This is a genomic window from Marinobacter sp. F4216 (assembly GCF_019931195.1).
GTDB classification, from domain to species: Bacteria; Pseudomonadota; Gammaproteobacteria; order Pseudomonadales; family Oleiphilaceae; genus Marinobacter; species Marinobacter suaedae.
Genome location: NZ_JAIOUO010000004.1, coordinates 207,855 through 225,081 on the forward strand (window position 1 = coordinate 207,855; position 17,227 = coordinate 225,081).

The following is a 17,227-nucleotide window of genomic DNA, read 5'->3' on the forward strand; positions in this document are numbered from 1 at the left end:
TGTCTTTTCAGTATAGAAGCCGTTGCAACCCATCCGGAGATCCGGGGCGGACACGCCCGGCGAATTGGCTTAAGCTGTCGCCCTGCTAAAACGACGGCCAGAGGAGATGGAAACGGCGTGCAAAACTATTGGGCGGAATTCGTGACGGTAGCCGTGGTGCACTTGCTGGCAGTGGCCAGCCCGGGGCCGGATTTTGCCGTGATGCTGAGGCAAGCTCTGAGCCAGAGCCGCAGCAACGCCCTGCTAACGGCTCCGGGAATTGGCCTGGGCATTCTGGTGCACGTAAGCTATTCGCTGCTGGGAATAGGGCTGCTGATACAACAGTCGGTATGGTTGTTTAATGTGCTCAAGGTCGTCGGCGCCCTCTACCTCACCTGGATCGCCCTGCAATGCCTGAAGGCCAGGGCTGGCGATGTGCAACTGGAAAGCGCAACGGGACGCGGACAGACCGGCTTCGCGGCGTTTCGGCTGGGGTTCCTGACCAACACCCTCAACCCCAAAGCGACCCTGTTTTTTGTATCCCTGTTTTCCGTGGTGATCAGTCCGGATACCCCGGTGCTGATGCAGGCCGGCTACGGTCTATACATGGCGCTGGCCACAGGCCTGTGGTTTTCCCTGGTGGCGGTTTGCTTCACCATGCCCAGGGTGCGACAGCAGTTCACGCGCTTCGGCCACTGGCTCGACCGCCTCATGGGTGGCGTGCTCCTGCTGCTTGCCGGGCAGCTCCTGCTGGCTACAGTGAGCGGATCAGAGCCTCCGTCTGCGCCCAGCCCAGACACGGATCGGTAATCGAGCAGCCGTAGATCAGGTCCTCGCCATCGTTCTGGCGGCCTGGCTCGAGGAAGCTTTCCAGCATCAATCCCCGAATATGGCGCAGTCCGTTACGCTGCTGTTCCATCACCTGCCGGGCAATATCCACCTGACGCTCGGCCTGCTTGCAGGCGTTGTCATGACTGCAATCGACCATGACCGACGTCAGCAGTTCATGTTCGGCAAGATTGGCCGCAGCCGCAGCAATACTGTCAGCATCGTAGTTGGTGATGCCCCGACCGCCCCGCAACACCAGATGGGTGTCCGGGTTGCCACTGGTGCTGATCATGGCTGGCGCACCGGTGGCGGATACGCCCATATGATGATGGGGATGCGCCGCCGATTTCATGGCATTGATGGCAACACTGACCCCGCCATCGGTTCCGTTCTTGAAGCCCACGGGCATTGGCAAGCCGCTGACCATTTCACGGTGTACCTGGGATTCTGTGGTGCGGGCACCGATGGCCGTCCAGCTCACCAGATCACCCAGGTAATCCATAGCGAAGGGACTCAGTGCTTCGGTGGCGAGTGGTAAGCCCATGGCAGACAGGTTAGACAGCAGCCGGCGGGACCGGACCAGACCACTGTGTATATCACCGCTGCCGGTGCGCTCAGGATCGTACAGCAGACCTTTCCAGCCAACACTGGTACGGGGCTTTTCCAGGTAGGCCCGCATCACGATAAGGAAGCGGTCACTTACCTCGTCCGCCAGGCGCTTGAGCTTTTCACCGTATTCCAGCGCCGCCACTTCGTCGTGAATGGAGCAAGGCCCGACCACCAGCAAGGTACGGTGATCATCGCCCCGAAGGATGTTTCGAATCGCCGACCGATGCTTCGCAATCCGTTGCGCCACGCCAGCTTCCAGTGGCATGGCCGCCCGCAGGGCTTCCGGTGTCGGCAGTGCAGTTTCCGTGCGCCGTCCTTTCATGGCTTCAGACGCTACCTCGTTCAGTACCTCGGTGCTTGGCGGCATGTTCATGTCAGTGGTCCCATTTCCCTGTGTCAGAATCAAAAAAGCCCCGGCTGGGCTACCAGTCGGGGCTTTTTGAATCCGGTGGCAGCCTGGTTTGTCTGCCGGGCTGCCTTCCTCGTTGTTCGTTTGATGAAGATCTTACGGGCGGCCCGGGCTCTGGCTAAAATAAAAGCCATAACCAAACCACCAAGAAAACACAGCAGCGCCTGCCGCCTTCAGGTTTTCACCGAAAGCGCTCAGAACGTTCAATTGACAGGTAGCGTGTGTCGTCTTCATGCTGATCAATATATACCCTGCATTTCGGGCTTGGCAACCCCGAAAGCCCAAAGATCCGAATTCGTCGACCAAAGACGGGACCGCTCATGACTGATGTTCAAAACGTTCGCCTATGGAACCGGCCTTCGATTCTGACCCTGGCCACCGCCCTGCTGCTCGCACTCTCCCTGACGGGAAACACGGCTCAGGCGCAAACAGACACACGAATCTACGACGTACAGAATCGCGCTGCTGAAGACATCGCAAGCCAGATCCGTGATCTCTACCAGGACACATCCATGACCGTCACCGCAAGGGGGCAGCGGCTCGTGGTTCGGGGGGACAGCCAGATTCTGGAGGAAGTTGGCACACTGGTCACCGTGCTGGACGTGGCGCCGGTTCAACTGAGAGTGACGGTTCGATCCAGGGAGGATATTGGCGGTAAACGCTCCGGCGCGGGAGTCTCCGGCTCCTCCAACCAGCTGACACTGAATGCCGAACGCAAGGTCATCAGCACCAGCAGCTCCCGACAGCGAAGCCTGATTGTGCAGGACGGTCAGTCCGCCCACATCACCTCCGGCCAGGTCCGTACCCTGCCCTTCGCCATTCAGGGAGGGCGCAACCCGGCGGCCATACTGGAACGGGTTGAGACCCGCAGCGGTTTCCTGGTCAGCCCGCAGATGATTTCCGACCAGGCGATTGAGTTGAACATTATGTCGTTCGAGGAAGACCCCGCGGCCCTACCGGGCTACGACACCGAAGCGGTGGTTACCATGCGGCGGGTAGAGCCCGGCCAATGGGTGTCACTGGGCAGCACATCAACCCAAACGAGCAATCGGCAATCCGGCATAACGTACAGTGTGAATGGCAATCAGGCCCAGTCCATGAGCTACGAAGTGAAAGTAGATATCCTGCCCTGACGGTCAGGCATGAAGTTCATGCAGAAGCACGTCCCGGGCCTCGTTGATCTTGGCCGCTAAATAGTCGTTTCCGCCGCGGTCCGGGTGGAGCTTCTGTATCAGCCGGCGGTGGGCAGCAACGATCTCGTCCTCGCCACAACCAGGGGCGACGCCAAGAACCTCGCAAGCCTCCGACCGGGTCATCATCGAACGGTCAACCGGACCCTGTTGCCGGCCCTGCCTGGGGCCATGACTACCCGGCCCCAGATGTTCTTTGACGCGAGGCACCAGCGACAGCAACCCCGGCAGTTTGCGCAATAAGGGAATAAGTGCTGCGACGGCGGCAGTTAACACGTGCACCCTGCCGGTCAGCACCATAAACAGCAGCAGCGCCCCACCAGCCACCAACGCGATTTTCCAGACAGCGTCCTTTTTCTTCTCCGGGCTGAGCGCCCCCCACTTCTTGAGGATAACGAAGGCGGCGGCCGTCAGTGCGATGCCCAGAATCCAGTGCATGGTCAATCCCTTGGAAACAAACAGATACGTATTGTGTCACTTGAAGATGCCACGGTTCCAGCACAAAGCCAATCGCACAACCAATCCATTCGTACTGGTCTGTACGTAATGGGGCGGGCAATCGAGTGACAAAACCAGGCCCGTTTTGTAGGATGCTACCCTTTTCAGGGCAGATGCCAATCAGCAAAGACCTTGAGGTGGTTGCGGTTACCAGGCCGTGACAGCGCCGGTCTGTTGATTGGCCTGAACTCTTAACCAGACTGAACTCCGTTTTTCAGGACCCGTCATTATGCGCACAGCTTCCCGCTTCGTGATCGTACTCATTTTTCTCGGTGCCGTTCTCGGTGGCATCTTTGGCTACAAGTTCTACCAGTTCAGCCAGTTCAAGGAGATGATGAGCAAGCCGCAGCCGCCGGTTCAGATTTCCGCGGTTGACGCGACAAAGGAATTCTGGACTCCGGCCATCAAAGCCGTTGGCAGCATCGAGGCGGTGAATGGTGTTCAGGTGGCCAACGAGGTGCCGGGTGTTATTCAGTCCATCAATTTTGAATCCGGCGACTCCGTCAAACAGGGCGACGTCCTGATCCGACTGAACACCGACATCGATGAAGCGGCGCTGAGAACCCGTCGTGCAGAGGCGGAGCTGGCCGCTCAGGAATTCAAGCGCGTGTCGGACCTGCTACCCAAGCGGGCGGTATCCCAGTCCCAGTATGACGAAGCCAAGGCCAACTTTGACGCAGCCCGGGCCAGGGTTAACGAAGCCGAGGCCACGCTGAGCAAGAAGGTGATTCGCGCTCCGTTCGACGGCACCCTCGGCATTCGCATGGTGGACCAGGGCGAATACATCGCCACCGGCACGCCGATTGTCGAGGTCAACATGCTGGACCCGATCTACGTGGATTACACACTGTCTGAAAAGAACCTGCCGGAAGTGGCCACCGGCTACCCGGTGGTTGCCACCGTAGCAGCGGTACCGGACCAGCAGTTTGCCGGTGAAGTCAGCGCCATTAACACCTCGGTGAACCCGGAAACCCGTACAGTGCGTATCCGCGCCACCGTGAGCAACGACGGCAACCAGCTGCGCCCGGGCATGTTCGCCACCGTGATGACCCGCCAGCCGAAAGACGACGAAGTGATTACCGTGCCTCGTACTGCGGTGTCCTACAACACCTACGGTGACTTTGTCTTTGTGGTGGAGGAAAACGACGAGGGCATTCTGGTGGTGAACCGTCGGACCGTGGACACCGGTGAGACCCGAGAAGGCCGTGTCGCGGTTCTGTCCGGCCTGGAAGAAGGCGAGACTGTGGTGTCCAAGGGTCTGCTCCGCCTGCGCGCCGGCCAGTCGGTGGAAATTCAGCAGGAGGCGGATGCCGCCGCGGAGGCCACTGACTGATGAAATTCACCGACATATTTATCCACCGTCCAGTATTGTCGACGGTGGTCAGCCTGTTGATCCTGCTGCTCGGTGCCCGGGCCGCACTGGAAATGGAAATCCGCCAGTACCCGGAGCTGGAAAGCACTACAGTGACGGTGACCACCGCCTATCCTGGCGCCAGCTCGGATCTGGTCAAGGGATTCATCACCACACCGCTGCAGCAGGCCATTGCCGAGGCCAGTGGCATTGATTACCTGACCTCGACCAGCTCCCAGGGCGTTTCCACCATCGAAGCAAATATGGTGCTGAACTACGATGCCAACGATGCGCTGGCGGAAATCCAGGCCAAGGTGGCCAGTCAGCGTAACGTGCTGCCTGCCGAAGCCCAGGATCCGGTGATCACCTCCACCACTGGCGATTCCACGGCCCTGATGTACATCGCCTTTTACAGCGAAGAGCTGGCCGTACCGCAGATCACCGATTACCTCACCCGGGTGGTTCAGCCCCGCTTGCAGGCACTGTCCGGCGTGGGCAAGGCCGACCTGATCGGCCGCAAGTACGCGCTGCGAGTCTGGCTGGATCCGGAGCGGTTGGCCGCGGTGGACATGACCCCACCAGAAGTGGCCGCCAAACTGCGGGCCAACAACTACCAGGCAGGCGTCGGCAACACCAAAGGCAAGTACACGGAAATCGCCTTGACCAGCGACACCGATGTCGCGGATCCGGATCAGTTCCGCCAGCTGGTGGTGAAGCAATCCGGCGGCACCCAGATCCGCCTGCAGGACATTGCCCGGGTGGAACTGGGCTCGGAATCCTATGATCAGCTCGCGCTTTATAAGGGCCAGCCCGCTACGTACGTGGCTATCGAACTGGCCCCCGGCGCGAACCCACTGACCGTCGCCGGACTGGTGAAAGATACCCTGCCGGACATTGAGAGCCAGCTGCCTTCAGGCCTGAAAGTACGCCTGTCTTACGATGCCTCCGAGTTTATTGACGACTCCATCAACGAGGTAATCAAGACGCTGCTGGAAGCCATGGTTATTGTGTTGGTGGTGGTGTTCCTGTGCCTGGGTTCAATCCGGGCGGCCATCGTTCCCTCTGTGGCGGTTCCCCTGTCGCTGATCGGGGGCGCCTTCGTCATGTTGCTGCTTGGTTTCTCCCTCAACCTGCTGACTCTGCTATCCATGGTGCTGGCCATCGGTCTGGTGGTGGACGACGCCATCATCATGGTGGAAAACGTGCACCGGCACATCGAGCAGGGAGCCTCCCGCTTCGATGCAGCGATTCAGGGCGCGCGGGAAATGGCAGTGCCCATTATTGCAATGACCACCACCCTGGTGGCGGTCTATGCCCCGATTGGTTTCATGGGCGGCCTCGTCGGTTCTCTGTTCACCGAGTTTGCCTTTACCCTCGCCGGTGCTGTGGTCATTTCCGGTATCGTAGCGCTGACTCTGTCGCCCATGCTGTCCGGCAAGGTGCTCAAGCCTCACGGCGAATCCGGCATGTTCGAGCAGGTAGTCGAACGCTCCTTCAACGGCCTCGCCAACGGCTACAAGAAAGCGCTTGGTTCCATGATGGAAACCAAGTCGGTGGTGGTATTTTTCGCCCTGGTCGTCCTGGCATCCATCTACTTCATGGCCATGATGAGCAAGAGTGAACTGGCCCCCACCGAAGACCAGAGCATTTTGTTCTATCAGGGCCTCGGTCCTCAGACAGCAACCCTGGATTACCTGCAGGAACACGGTGATGAGATGCAGGACCGCATGTCCCAGCTTCCGGGGTACAGCGAGGACTTCATGATCATCGGCTTTACCGGACCGAATGCCGTGTTCGGTGGTTACAAGCTCGAGCCCTGGAGTCAACGAGAGGTCTCGCAGTTCGAGGTTCAGCCCATGCTGGATGCCGAACTTAAGAAAGTAACGGGGCTGCAGACGGCCGTGTTCCCGCGCCCCTCCCTGCCGGGTGCGGGCGGCGGCCTGCCGTTCCAGTTCGTGATCACCACCGGCAACGATTATGCCCAGCTCGATCAGGTGGCCAGTGAAATACTCGGCGAGGCGATGGGCAGTGGCAACTTCATGTTCCTGCGCAAGTCGATCAACTTCGACCGTCCCGTCACCCGTATTCATGTGGACCGGGACCGGGTCGCGGACCTTGGCCTGTCCATGCAGGATGTCGGTCAGGTACTTTCCAGCATGCTTGGCGGCGGCTACATCAACCGCTTCAGCATGGAAGGTCGCTCTTATCAGGTGATTCCTCAGGTGGAGCAAAGCTTCCGTCTGGACGAACAGGCCCTGAACGACTACTACGTACGAGCCGATTCGGGCGAACTGGTTCCGCTCGGCAGCGTGGTCAGCTTCAACCGGGACATCGAACCCTCGAGCCGAACCCAGCTGAACCAGCAGAACTCGGTCACCCTCGAAGGCGTGGTTATGCCGGGCGTGGCAGCCGGTGACGCCATGGCGTTCATGGAAAGCACCGCAGCGGAAGTTCTGCCCCAGGGCTTCACTTACGATTACACCGGCCAGAGCCGCCAGTTGGCGAATCAGGGCAGCGCCCTGGTGGTGACCTTCTTCCTGTCACTGCTGGTCATCTACCTGGTGCTGGCCGCCCAGTTCGAAAGCTGGCGTGATCCGTTCATCATCCTGGTGTCGGTCCCCATGTCGGTGGCGGGCGCCATGGCCTTTATCGTGCTCGGCTTTACCAGCATGAACATTTACAGCCAGGTAGGTTTGATCACCCTGATCGGGGTGGTTTCCAAGAACGGCATCCTGATCGTTGAGTTCGCCAACAAGCTGCAGATTGAGCAGGGCCTCAGCAAAACCAAGGCCGTGGTGGAAGCGGCAGCCATCCGGCTGCGTCCGATCATCATGACCTCACTGGCGCTGATCTTCGCCATGATCCCGCTGCTGATCGCCATCGGCCCCGGAGCGGAGAGCCGGTTTGCCATCGGCCTTACCATCAGCGCGGGCCTTGGCATAGGTACCCTGTTCACCATCTTCGTGCTGCCAGCGTTCTACATACTGCTGGCCCGGGACCACAGCAAAACGGCTCACTGATCAAGGTCGAACTAAAAGCCCGGTCACTGCAAAGTGCACCGGGCTTTTTTTCAGCATTCAGAAAAGGACAAGCACCTTTCTACCCTCTGGCCAATAAGTTAGGCTGTTATCGCATCCTCCCATGCATTACTGAGAGCAAGCCAACGTCGTGACTCTGGGTTCCCTATTCTGGCTTTTCCTGGCCGGCTTTGCCGTCTGGTACTGGTGGCGGGCCAAGGCCATCAAGGATTTTGTCCTGCAAGCCGCACATCGATACTGCAAGAGTATGGATGTGATGCTGCTGGACGATGCCGTCTACCTGCGTGGCTTGTGGTTCAAGCGGGACGACAACGGTCGTATCCGGGTCTGGCGCCGTTTCCTGTTCGACTTTACCTCCACCGGCGAAGAGCGCTACACTGGTCGGGTCATCATGCTCGGCCAGCGCATCCTGCACATGGAACTGGACCCCCACCGCTTTTCCTGAGCCCTCCCCCAAATGGGCGATACCCGCCTCTCCCCCATCGGCGAATACTTGATCCCGCATTAAAGACCGATGGCTGCATGGGCAGCCGTTACAAAAACAACAGGAGTCAATTATGCGTTCCCGTATGACCGCAGCGATTACGCTGGGGCTCGTATTGCTGTCAGCCTCATTCTTTTCACACGCAAGCTATACCAACACCCGCTACCCCATCGTGCTTGTCCACGGCGTTACCGGATTCGACACCATCGGCGGCCTGATCAACTATTTCCACACCATTCCCTGGAACCTGAGACGCAGCGGTGCCACCGTGCATAACGCCAGCGTCTCGTTCGTCAACAGCAGTGAGAAGCGCGGCCAGCAACTGGCCAGTTTCGTCAACAGTCTTGGCTACTCCAAGGTCAACCTGATGGCACACAGCCAGGGCGCGCCCACCTCCCGGGTCACCGCCTCGCTGATTCCTCACAAGATCGCCTCCATCACCTCCATCAACGGGGTGAACAAGGGTTCCAAGGTAGCCGACGTGATTCGCGGCATCATTCCACCTGGCAGTTATGTGGAAGGTGGCGCGGATGCCATTGCCCGCGCCCTGGGCGACATTGTGAACGAGCTGTCCGACGCCAATAACCCGCAGGATGGTGTTGCTGCGCTGGAAACCCTGACCACACGGGGTACCACCGCGCTGAACGACGCTCTTGGCTGGAAAGGCGTGAACAAATCCTCTTGCTCCGGCACGTCCGAAGACGTCTGGATCAACGGCAACAAGATCAAGTTCTTCTCCTGGACCGGCCGAGGCATCTGGACCAACATTCTGGACGTTTCCGACCCGTTCCTTGGCATCACCTCCAAGGCTTTCGGCAGTGAGCCCAGCGATGGTCTGGTTGGCGTCTGCGCAACCATGATGGGCCGTGTCATCGGCACCCATTACGACATGAACCACGTGGATGCCATCAACCATATCCTGGGCAATCGTTCGATCTGGGTAAACCCGGTCTCCCTGTACCGCAACCAGGCTAATCGTCTGAAAAACCGCGGCCTGTAATTCGAGGTAGGCATGAGACATCGTCCGTTGTTAAACCGTCGATGGCTCTCCGGCATCGCACTGTCAGCCCTGGTGGCTGGCAGTGCCATGTGGTTCCACCTGTCGGAGACCCGTACCGAAGTTCCGTTCGAACCGGGCGTTACCCGTGAGGTTCCCCAACCGGCGCCCCCCCCGGCCAAGTCAGCGCCGGAAACGCTGGAAGCCTGGCTGGGGAATCCTGACCAGTTTGCCGACGTGGTGGCAGCACGCACCCCGGCATCCCTCGGGCCCAGGCCCTTCGCCACCTCCCTTGAGGGTACCGAAATCGATGGCGCCCTGAAGGCTGACCACAACGGCGAACTGATCGTCGATCTCGAAACCCGGGATTTTTTCGACTACTTCATGAGTACCGTCGGCGAGGTGCCGCCGGAGGTTGCCCTGGAACAGGTCCGTGCACTTGCCTACAACAACTTGCCGGAATCAGCCGCCAGGCAGGCGATGGCAATACTGGATCAGTACCTGCATTTCAAAGAACAGGCGGTACTGATGCAGCAAAGGCCGCTCGACCCGTCACGACAGAGTGATCCTGCCTACCAACGGGAGATGCTGCAGCAGGCGTTTGCCGAACTCAGGCAACTCAGGCAATCCATTTTCAGTCCGGATGTTCATCAGGCCTTCTTTGGCCTGGAGGAAGCGTATGGCGAATACACCCTGGCAACGATCGACCTCGCCAGCCGCGAGGACCTCGGTACCGAAGCCAAGGCGGCGCTCGCCACCTGGCACCGGAACCAGTTACCGGAACCCCTGCGAGTCACCGAACAGGAAATGCTGGCAAGCCAGCAGGAAAATCTGCAGCGCATGGACATCATCGAAAGCTCGGTGTCAGCGGAATCCGCAGGTCAGCAACTGCTGGAGCGCGGCATGTCTCCGGTCGCTGCCGCCGAAGTGACCTCTTACCTGAACCAACGGGATGCGTTTGAAAAGCGCTTTGACCAGTTCAAGATCGCACTGTCTCAACTGGAGACCTCTGGCCTCGCCCCGGACGATGAGTCCAGCCAGACCGAGGAACTGATTCAGCGTTACTTCCCGGACCAGAAGCTTCAGACCTGGGCCAGGCTCCAGCTTTTGAGCAGTAATTGATCAGAATGTGGACCCACTCCCGCCCAATGTTCGACAGCCAACGTACACTGACAAGGCCAGGGACAGGGCGGGCACACGTGGACACGCAGGTTATTCGATCTCAGCAGGCAGCGGGCTTCCGCCGCCTGCGCTTCAGTCAGGAACTGGAACCCCGGTATCAGGAGTTCCGCGCTTCCGTGGTTCGTGACCGGGCCAGGCTGGTGTCTGCCGCTGGCCTGATGCTGTTCTCGTCCTTCATCCTCGCCGATCTGTTGCTCCTTCCTGCCGAACTGGCAAGCGTCACCATCGCTATCCGGCTGTGGCTGACACTGCCAACGATTACGGTGGTCTGGTGGCTGTCCTTCTGCCACAAGCCGGCCAACATCCTGTTCGAACATCTTTACACCCTGGCCTATCTCATCGGCGGGCTGAGCGTTGTGGCCATTATTGCCGCGGCCCGGGTCCGGGACTTTCCTCTGCCCTACGAGGGTATGCTGCTGATACTGATGTTCGGCTACTTCGCCATGGGCCTGCCGTTTTTCGCGGTGTCCATTGCCTCGGCCCTCATCATCGCCACCTATGTTGCCGCGGAGTTAGCCACCGGGCATCCCGTCACGCCCCTGCTGGTCAACCTGTTTTTCATCCTGACCGCCAACACCATTGGCATGGTGGGTTCCTGGCTGAGCGAATATCGGCACCGCGCCCACTTCCTCGACCAGAAGCTGATCGAGTTACTGCACCAGAGTGCAAAAGAAGAGAGCGAGCAAAAGGGACGATTGATTTCCGTGGCCAGCCACGACCTACGGCAGCCGCTGAATGTCATCGCATTGATGCTGGACAATCTCTCGCAAGCCCGACTGTCGGCCACTCACCTGTCCCTGATCCAGCGGCTTCAGCGCACTGTGGGGCATTTCCGCCAGCTGCTGAGCAACGTGCTCGACGTTTCCAGGCTGCATGAAGGCATGGTTTGTCCCCAGAACGAAGGTTTCACACTCACCCCGCTGATCGGACAACTGATTGACCTGACCGTGGATCAGGCAGCGATCCACCGAATAACCCTGAAGCAGGACACCATCCCGGCCAACCTGAGGGTCCATGCCGATCCGGATCTGCTGCTGCGGGTCCTGCAGAATCTGGTATTCAATGCCATTGATCACAGCGGGGGCCGTAATATACGTGTCTCTGCCAATCAGCGCGGTGATACGGTGCGGATAGAGATCAGCGATGATGGCGGCGGGCTGGATGACCGAATCAAACCGGACGTATTCAAACCCTACATCCGTGGCGAACATGGGCCGGACCACCCCGCCGGCCTGGGTCTCGGACTGGCCATTGTGCAACAGCTGACACAGATGATGGGAGGGCGCTGCGGCGTTCGTTCATACCCTACCCAGGGCAGCAGCTTCTGGGTGGAACTGGCGGTCGCACCACCCCCTGACGAAACGGCGGCGACCGCCGATGCGGCGGGTGACGTGCCCCTCAGATCCAACCCATCTGCCGTGCCTGATTAACACACTCGGTTCGGTTGTGAACGCCCATGAGGGTAAAGATGGCCTTCAGGTGGGTTTTAACCGTGTGCTCGGTCAGATTCAGGCTCTGGCAAATTCGCTTGTTCGGAAACCCCTGCGCCAGCAAAAACAACACTTGCGTCTGACGAGGCGTAAGACCATGGACCTGATCCGTCGTCCGAGCACGGCCCGGGAAATAATCGGCTCCCTGACTGATACTCCGGCACATGGCGACCAGTGCCGTTCGGCCCGCCGACTTGGGCACAAACCCCCGCGCTCCGGCCGCCCTGGCAGCCCGGACCGTGGTTTCATCCTCGGAACTCGAAATGACCACCACCGGTACATCCAGCCCACGAGCCACAACCCGTGGCAACAACATAAGGCCGGTTTCCCCCTGTAGGGAAACGTCCAGCAACACCAAGTCGACAGCCTGGCTTGATAAAACGTTTACCGCCTCGTCGACGGAGCTGGCTGTATATACCGCACCCGTCAGGCCGGCCTGTTTCATCAGGCCACCCAGCCCCTGGGAAAACAACGAGTGATCATCAACAATCAGAACCCGGCCCAATGGCAGGCCCGGCCCAATCCCCGGGTTCCCTTTGGGTTGGGTTTCGGCCATGGAGTGTCTCATGATACCTCCGCATATTGTGATTGTTAGATACTGCGGACCACCCACTATAGGCCAGCACCGTGTTTATCACCCGGAGCCATTTAACACTTTTTGACAATTAATCAAGCAACCCGTCATGACGAGTGTCAGCCCTCGGATACCGACCAAAGTCTCACTCGAAATACGGCAACCACGTACCCCGGCCTTGCTAACAAGCGGCGCTTGGTTTCATATACTGATTCGGTCACTTTTTCACCACAGGCTGGGAATATGGATATCCACACCGAACATCGCTATGCCATTAACCTGAATGTCCGGGGCATTCAGCCGTCTTCCACCCTTCGCATCAATGAACTGAGCAACCACCTGAAGGCGGAGGGCAAGGACATCATCAAGCTGGGCCTGGGGCAGTCGCCCTTCCCGGTACCCGAACGGGTAGTCAGGGCACTGCAGGACCACGCCCAGGAAAAGGACTACCTGCCAGTTAAAGGACTGAAGGGCCTACGCCAAGCAATTTCCGGGTACATCAACCGGAAAGCCAAACTCAGCAGTAGCTGGGAGGACGTACTCATTGGCCCGGGCTCCAAGGAGCTGCTGTTCATCCTGCAGCTGGCCTACTACGGTGACCTGCTCATTCCCCGGCCAAGCTGGGTCTCCTATGCCCCGCAAGCGCGGATCATTGGCCGCTCCGTGCACTGGCTGCCAACCCACGCCGAGAACAACTGGCAACTGACCGCTGAAGAACTGGATATCATCTGCCGGGATGACCCCACACGCCCCCGCATCCTGATTCTCAATTACCCGTCCAACCCCACGGGCTGCACCTACACGGAAGAACAGCTACTGGCGATTGCCAACGTTGCCCGCAAGTACCGGCTGATTCTGCTCTCGGACGAAATCTACGGTGAGGTGCATTTCGAGGGCAAACACAAATCCATCGCCCGCTATTACCCCGAGGGCACCATCATCAGCACCGGCCTGAGCAAGTGGGCAGGGGCCGGTGGCTGGCGCCTGGGCACCTTCATCTTCCCGCCCGAGCTGCGGCCGCTGCTGGACGCCATGGCCATTATTGCCAGCGAGACGTTCACCTCCACCAGCGCCCCCATCCAGTACGCCGCCATTCCGGCGTTCGAGGGCGGCGATGACATCGAGGAATACCTGGTTCAGTCGCGACGGGTGCTCAAGGTGATCGGGGAGTATGTGCATCGAAGACTCTGTGACATGGGCGCCGAGGTTCAGAAACCCGAGGGTGCCTTCTACCTGTTCCCGAACTTTTCCAGCTTCCGGGAGATCCTCGCCAAACGGGACATCAAGACCAGCCAGGCCTTTTGTCAGGCGCTGCTTGAAAGCACCGGCGTGGCGACTCTGCCCGCCAGTGATTTCGGCTTCGTGCCCGATCATCTGGGGGCCCGGCTGGCGTTCGTCGACTTTGACGGCGCACAGGCACTGACCATGGCAGCGTCCGAGTTTGGCGATTGCGACCTGAACGATGAATTCGTCCAGAAAGCCTGCCCGCGCATCGTCATGGCCATGGATAAAATGGAGCGCTGGCTGGGCAGCCTCTGACCCGCCCGTGCTAGACTGGTGCCCTCAATTTGACTGCATTCTGGGGGCACCGTGACCAACCCGACATCCGTCACCGAGATCACCGATTTCGCCGAAACCATCGCCCGGGAAGCGGGTGAGCTGATTGTTCGTGAACGGGAACAGAATACCCTGCGCACGGATTACAAGGCACAAACGGAACTGGTGACCCACGCGGATGTGCTGGCGGATCAGCTCATCACCGACGCCATCCGGAAACGTTTTCCCGGGCACCGGATTCTGTCCGAGGAAACCATGCCGGACCTGAGCCAGGCCGAGCATCTGGACACGCCGCTGTGGATCGTCGACCCCATCGACGGCACCGTTAACTACGCCTACGGACACCCCCAGGTGGCGGTGTCGATAGCCTATGCGGAAATGGGGCGGGTTCAGGCGGGTGTGGTGCATGCGCCCTTCGCTGGCGAGACCTTCCGGGGTACACGCGGCGATGGCGCGACACTGAACGGCAAAGTTATTCAGCACAGTGGCGCGACCGAACTGCGCCAATCTCTGTTTGCCACTGGCTTCCCCTACACCAAGGACAACCTTGAGCCATTGATCAAACGGCTGGATGCGATGATTCACCAGTGTCGGGATCTGCGCCGGATTGGCTCCGCGGCACTGGATATCTGCTGGGTGGCGTGTGGCCGACTGGATATCTACTACGAAAACGTCAGCCCCTGGGACTTTGCCGCTGCCCGCCTGATCGCGCTGGAGGCGGGAGCAACCGCAGGGCATTTCAGCGACGTCCCGGACGGCTACCCGGCAGACCTGTGGGGACGGGATATCCTGATCTCCGCCCCGGACATCTGGCAGGGCGCGCGCGAATTGCTAAGATCCGCGTCCGGTTACGCGTAGGCCGGTTGTTCCCAGACGCTGTCGACCATCAGGCCCCAGCTCTCGTCCAGATCAGCCGATGGCAGGCGGCTGAAGGATGAGCGGATAAAGCGCTGGATTTTACCTTCGACAAACACCAGCACGAACTCGGCACCCCGTGCCGGACTGGTCCGGGGCCGAACGCCCTGGCGAATCTCGCCTTCCTTCAGAACCTGCCGGACCTGGGTTTCGAGGCGCTCGAAGAACTGGGATGCCCGTTTGCGCAGGGCCTCGTTCTCGCCCATCAGGGCATCACCGGTCAGCACACAGCACAGGCCCGGATTCCGCTCGGCAAACAGCAGGACCAGATGCACCAGCTGCTGCAGACGCACGGCAACATCGTCCTGCTCCTGCAGAATCGTCTGGCAACGGGTAAACACTGCCTCTTCCGCGAATTCGATCAACGCCTCGAACATCTTTCGCTTGCTGGGAAAGTGCCGGTACAGCGCGGCCTCGGTAACGCCAACGGATTTGGCCAGGCCAGCGGTGGTAATGCGGGCGCCCGGGTCGTTTTCTAGCAACTCCACCAGGGCGTGGAGAATCGCCTCGCGGCGACTGGTTTTTTGGTCGGTCATGACAGGACTGCAGTGCTCTGTTGTTCGTTGGCCGAGCCGACTCAGCAGCCGGCCCAGAAATTCTTATGAGGGGAATTGTGCACCAGATCAGAAAAAGGTGCCATCAATGGGCGACGATGCACTGGCATAGAGTTTCTTGGGCATGCGCCCGGCAAGGTAAGCTTCCCGTCCTGCATCAATGGCATAGCGCATGGCACGGGCCATCCGGACGGGATCTTTGGCCTGGGCAATAGCGGTATTCATCAATACCCCATCACACCCCAGTTCCATGGCAATGGTCGCATCCGAGGCCGTTCCCACGCCCGCATCCACCAGCACCGGCACCCGGGCATTCTCGACGATCAGGCGAATATTGTAACGGTTCTGGATACCCAGCCCCGAGCCAATGGGGGCGCCCAGCGGCATGATGGCGACGCACCCCATTTCTTCCAGCCGCTTGGCCAGCAACGGATCATCGGAGCAATAGACCATGACCTTGAAGCCATCGTTCACCAGCGCTTCGGCCGCCAGCAGGGTTTCCGTCATGTCCGGATACAGGGTTTTCTCTTCCCCCAGCACTTCCAGTTTGACCAGATCATGGCCATCCAGCAGTTCACGGGCCAGTTTGCAGGTACGAACGGCGTCTTTTGCGGTGTAGCAGCCGGCGGTATTGGGCAGGATGGTGTATCGGGCCGGCGAGATCACATCCAGCAGGTTGGGTTCGTCCGGGTTCTGGCCAAGGTTGGCCCGTCGCACGGCCACGGTAACAATGTTTGCTCCACTGGCTTCGATGGCCTGTCCGGTTTCGGCCAGGTCCCGGTACTTTCCGGTACCCACCAGGAGCCGGGAAGCGAACGTCTGGCCGGCAATGCGCAACGGATTGTCTTCAGGCAACGTATTCGATTGGGATTCGCTCATAACCTTCCTTGCGTCTTCGAATGTATTGAGAGTCACTGCATGTGGGAAAGAGCTCAGGAATCAGCCGCCACCAATAGCCTGGACCACCTCCACCCGGTCGCCCTCGCTGAGGGTAAAATCACCATGTTGGCTGCGCGGCACGATGTCCTCGTTAACCTCCACAGCCAGACGTTTTCCGGCGAGTGCCATCTGTTCTATCAGCGTCGAGACGGTCGCGCGGGAAGGTAGCTCCATCGATTCGCCATTCACGTGTACCAGCATCCGGTTTACCTCGTTGCCATCGTATCCAGCCAGCGGCTGAACCATCACGGTGCCCGGCGTAACGCCGCCACAATAATCAGTGCCCAGCCGGCCATCAAGCAAATCCCGCCCAGGGGAGTGACCGGGCCAACCCAGCGCATGTCGGTCAGCACCAGCAAATACAAACTGCCGCTAAACATCAGGATGCCCGCCAGAAACAAACCTGCGGCCATCATCAGCAAACGCCGGTTCAATCCGTTGGCCGACAGCAGCGCGACCAGCACCAGCGCAATGGCATGGTAGAACTGGTAAGTGACCGCGGTGTCGAATACCTCAAGCCCACGTCCTTCGAGTACCCCCCGCAGGGCATGGGCACCCATGGCGCCGGCAATGACCGACAACAGCGCCAGAAATGCGCCCAACACCAAAGGCAAACGCATCAGACGAGGGTTG

Annotated in this window: 17 protein-coding genes; 10 read left to right on the forward strand and 7 right to left on the reverse strand. The window is 59.6% G+C overall.

The window, feature by feature from the left end; translation table 11 throughout:
- The first annotated feature begins 117 nt into the window (after positions 1-117).
- The gene (locus K8I84_RS10390) at positions 118-789 is read left to right on the forward strand and encodes a LysE family translocator (RefSeq protein ID WP_223794692.1); all 672 of its coding nucleotides are present in this window, start codon (positions 118-120) and stop codon (positions 787-789) included.
- Here K8I84_RS10390 and K8I84_RS10395 read toward each other — a convergent pair.
- Positions 734-1,789 carry a 3-deoxy-7-phosphoheptulonate synthase gene (locus K8I84_RS10395; protein ID WP_223794693.1) on the reverse strand — a complete coding sequence of 352 codons (1,056 nt, stop codon included), beginning with the start codon at positions 1,787-1,789 and terminating at the stop codon, positions 734-736. The two genes, K8I84_RS10390 and K8I84_RS10395, sit on opposite strands and share 56 nt — an antisense overlap.
- A gap of 356 nt (positions 1,790-2,145) precedes the next feature.
- Between K8I84_RS10395 and K8I84_RS10400 the strand changes: the two genes are divergently transcribed.
- Positions 2,146-2,958, forward strand: coding sequence for a secretin N-terminal domain-containing protein (locus K8I84_RS10400; RefSeq protein WP_223794694.1), 813 nt, complete (start codon positions 2,146-2,148; stop codon positions 2,956-2,958).
- Between the two features lie 3 nt (positions 2,959-2,961).
- On the opposite strand, the gene K8I84_RS10405 is transcribed toward K8I84_RS10400, so the two are convergent.
- Complete coding sequence (locus tag K8I84_RS10405; protein WP_223794695.1) at positions 2,962-3,453, reverse strand: DnaJ domain-containing protein; 492 nt, start codon at positions 3,451-3,453, stop codon at positions 2,962-2,964.
- Positions 3,454-3,742: 289 nt separating this feature from the next.
- On the opposite strand from K8I84_RS10405, the gene K8I84_RS10410 reads away from it, so the two are divergent.
- The 6 genes from K8I84_RS10410 (at position 3,743) to K8I84_RS17010 (ending at position 11,995) form a co-directional block, all read left to right on the forward strand.
- On the forward strand, positions 3,743-4,846 hold the full coding sequence (locus K8I84_RS10410; protein ID WP_223794696.1) for an efflux RND transporter periplasmic adaptor subunit: 1,104 nt from the start codon (positions 3,743-3,745) through the stop codon (positions 4,844-4,846).
- Positions 4,846-7,884, forward strand: a complete 3,039-nt coding sequence (locus K8I84_RS10415; protein ID WP_223794697.1) for an efflux RND transporter permease subunit — start codon at positions 4,846-4,848, stop codon at positions 7,882-7,884. Before K8I84_RS10410 ends, K8I84_RS10415 begins: the two co-directional genes overlap by 1 nt.
- A 148-nt stretch (positions 7,885-8,032) precedes the next feature.
- Positions 8,033-8,347 (forward strand): DUF3301 domain-containing protein, encoded by a 315-nt coding sequence (locus tag K8I84_RS10420; protein WP_223794698.1) that lies wholly within the window; start codon positions 8,033-8,035, stop codon positions 8,345-8,347.
- A 112-nt stretch (positions 8,348-8,459) separates the two neighbouring features.
- Complete coding sequence (locus K8I84_RS10425) at positions 8,460-9,386, forward strand: esterase/lipase family protein (protein ID WP_223794699.1); 927 nt, start codon at positions 8,460-8,462, stop codon at positions 9,384-9,386.
- 12 nt (positions 9,387-9,398) lie between these two features.
- Positions 9,399-10,505, forward strand: a complete 1,107-nt coding sequence (locus K8I84_RS10430) for a lipase secretion chaperone (RefSeq protein WP_223794700.1) — start codon at positions 9,399-9,401, stop codon at positions 10,503-10,505.
- A 77-nt stretch (positions 10,506-10,582) separates the two neighbouring features.
- Complete coding sequence (locus K8I84_RS17010) at positions 10,583-11,995, forward strand: sensor histidine kinase (protein ID WP_223794701.1); 1,413 nt, start codon at positions 10,583-10,585, stop codon at positions 11,993-11,995.
- Here K8I84_RS17010 and K8I84_RS10440 read toward each other — a convergent pair.
- Complete coding sequence (locus K8I84_RS10440) at positions 11,964-12,623, reverse strand: response regulator transcription factor (RefSeq protein ID WP_223794702.1); 660 nt, start codon at positions 12,621-12,623, stop codon at positions 11,964-11,966. The two genes, K8I84_RS17010 and K8I84_RS10440, sit on opposite strands and share 32 nt — an antisense overlap.
- Positions 12,624-12,872: 249 nt before the next feature.
- Between K8I84_RS10440 and K8I84_RS10445 the strand changes: the two genes are divergently transcribed.
- On the forward strand, positions 12,873-14,168 hold the full coding sequence (locus tag K8I84_RS10445; protein ID WP_223794703.1) for a pyridoxal phosphate-dependent aminotransferase: 1,296 nt from the start codon (positions 12,873-12,875) through the stop codon (positions 14,166-14,168).
- 51 nt (positions 14,169-14,219) lie between these two features.
- Entirely contained in the window at positions 14,220-15,044 is an 825-nt protein-coding gene (locus K8I84_RS10450) for an inositol monophosphatase family protein (RefSeq protein ID WP_223794704.1), read from the forward strand.
- Here the strand turns inward: K8I84_RS10450 and slmA are convergent.
- The 4 genes from slmA to K8I84_RS10470 all read right to left on the reverse strand — a co-directional run bounded on the left by slmA (position 15,035) and on the right by K8I84_RS10470 (position 17,214).
- A complete protein-coding gene (gene slmA, locus K8I84_RS10455; protein ID WP_223794705.1) occupies positions 15,035-15,637 on the reverse strand; it encodes a nucleoid occlusion factor SlmA in 603 nt (200 codons plus the stop codon). The genes K8I84_RS10450 and slmA overlap by 10 nt on opposite strands.
- 87 nt (positions 15,638-15,724) lie before the next feature.
- The gene (locus tag K8I84_RS10460; protein WP_223794706.1) at positions 15,725-16,534 is read right to left on the reverse strand and encodes a thiazole synthase; all 810 of its coding nucleotides are present in this window, start codon (positions 16,532-16,534) and stop codon (positions 15,725-15,727) included.
- A gap of 60 nt (positions 16,535-16,594) precedes the next feature.
- Entirely contained in the window at positions 16,595-16,795 is a 201-nt protein-coding gene (gene thiS / locus K8I84_RS10465) for a sulfur carrier protein ThiS (protein ID WP_223794973.1), read from the reverse strand.
- Between the two features lie 44 nt (positions 16,796-16,839).
- Entirely contained in the window at positions 16,840-17,214 is a 375-nt protein-coding gene (locus K8I84_RS10470; RefSeq protein ID WP_223794974.1) for a DUF423 domain-containing protein, read from the reverse strand.
- Between the last annotated feature and the right edge of the window lie 13 nt (positions 17,215-17,227).

What these genes read in the sequence shown, in the direction of transcription:
- K8I84_RS10445 (WP_223794703.1), top strand. Translation starts at nt 12,873, where the DNA reads ATGGATATCCACACCGAACATCGCTATGCCATTAACCTGAATGTCCGG.
- thiS (WP_223794973.1), bottom strand. Translation starts at nt 16,795, where the DNA reads ATGCTGGTACACGTGAATGGCGAATCGATGGAGCTACCTTCCCGCGCG.
- K8I84_RS10440 (WP_223794702.1), bottom strand. Translation starts at nt 12,623, where the DNA reads ATGAGACACTCCATGGCCGAAACCCAACCCAAAGGGAACCCGGGGATT.
- K8I84_RS10460 (WP_223794706.1), bottom strand. Translation starts at nt 16,534, where the DNA reads ATGAGCGAATCCCAATCGAATACGTTGCCTGAAGACAATCCGTTGCGC.
- slmA (WP_223794705.1), bottom strand. Translation starts at nt 15,637, where the DNA reads ATGACCGACCAAAAAACCAGTCGCCGCGAGGCGATTCTCCACGCCCTG.
- K8I84_RS10405 (WP_223794695.1), bottom strand. Translation starts at nt 3,453, where the DNA reads ATGCACTGGATTCTGGGCATCGCACTGACGGCCGCCGCCTTCGTTATC.
- K8I84_RS10400 (WP_223794694.1), top strand. Translation starts at nt 2,146, where the DNA reads ATGACTGATGTTCAAAACGTTCGCCTATGGAACCGGCCTTCGATTCTG.
- K8I84_RS10395 (WP_223794693.1), bottom strand. Translation starts at nt 1,789, where the DNA reads ATGAACATGCCGCCAAGCACCGAGGTACTGAACGAGGTAGCGTCTGAA.
- K8I84_RS10410 (WP_223794696.1), top strand. Translation starts at nt 3,743, where the DNA reads ATGCGCACAGCTTCCCGCTTCGTGATCGTACTCATTTTTCTCGGTGCC.
- K8I84_RS10425 (WP_223794699.1), top strand. Translation starts at nt 8,460, where the DNA reads ATGCGTTCCCGTATGACCGCAGCGATTACGCTGGGGCTCGTATTGCTG.
- K8I84_RS10430 (WP_223794700.1), top strand. Translation starts at nt 9,399, where the DNA reads ATGAGACATCGTCCGTTGTTAAACCGTCGATGGCTCTCCGGCATCGCA.
- K8I84_RS10415 (WP_223794697.1), top strand. Translation starts at nt 4,846, where the DNA reads ATGAAATTCACCGACATATTTATCCACCGTCCAGTATTGTCGACGGTG.
- K8I84_RS10470 (WP_223794974.1), bottom strand. Translation starts at nt 17,214, where the DNA reads ATGCGTTTGCCTTTGGTGTTGGGCGCATTTCTGGCGCTGTTGTCGGTC.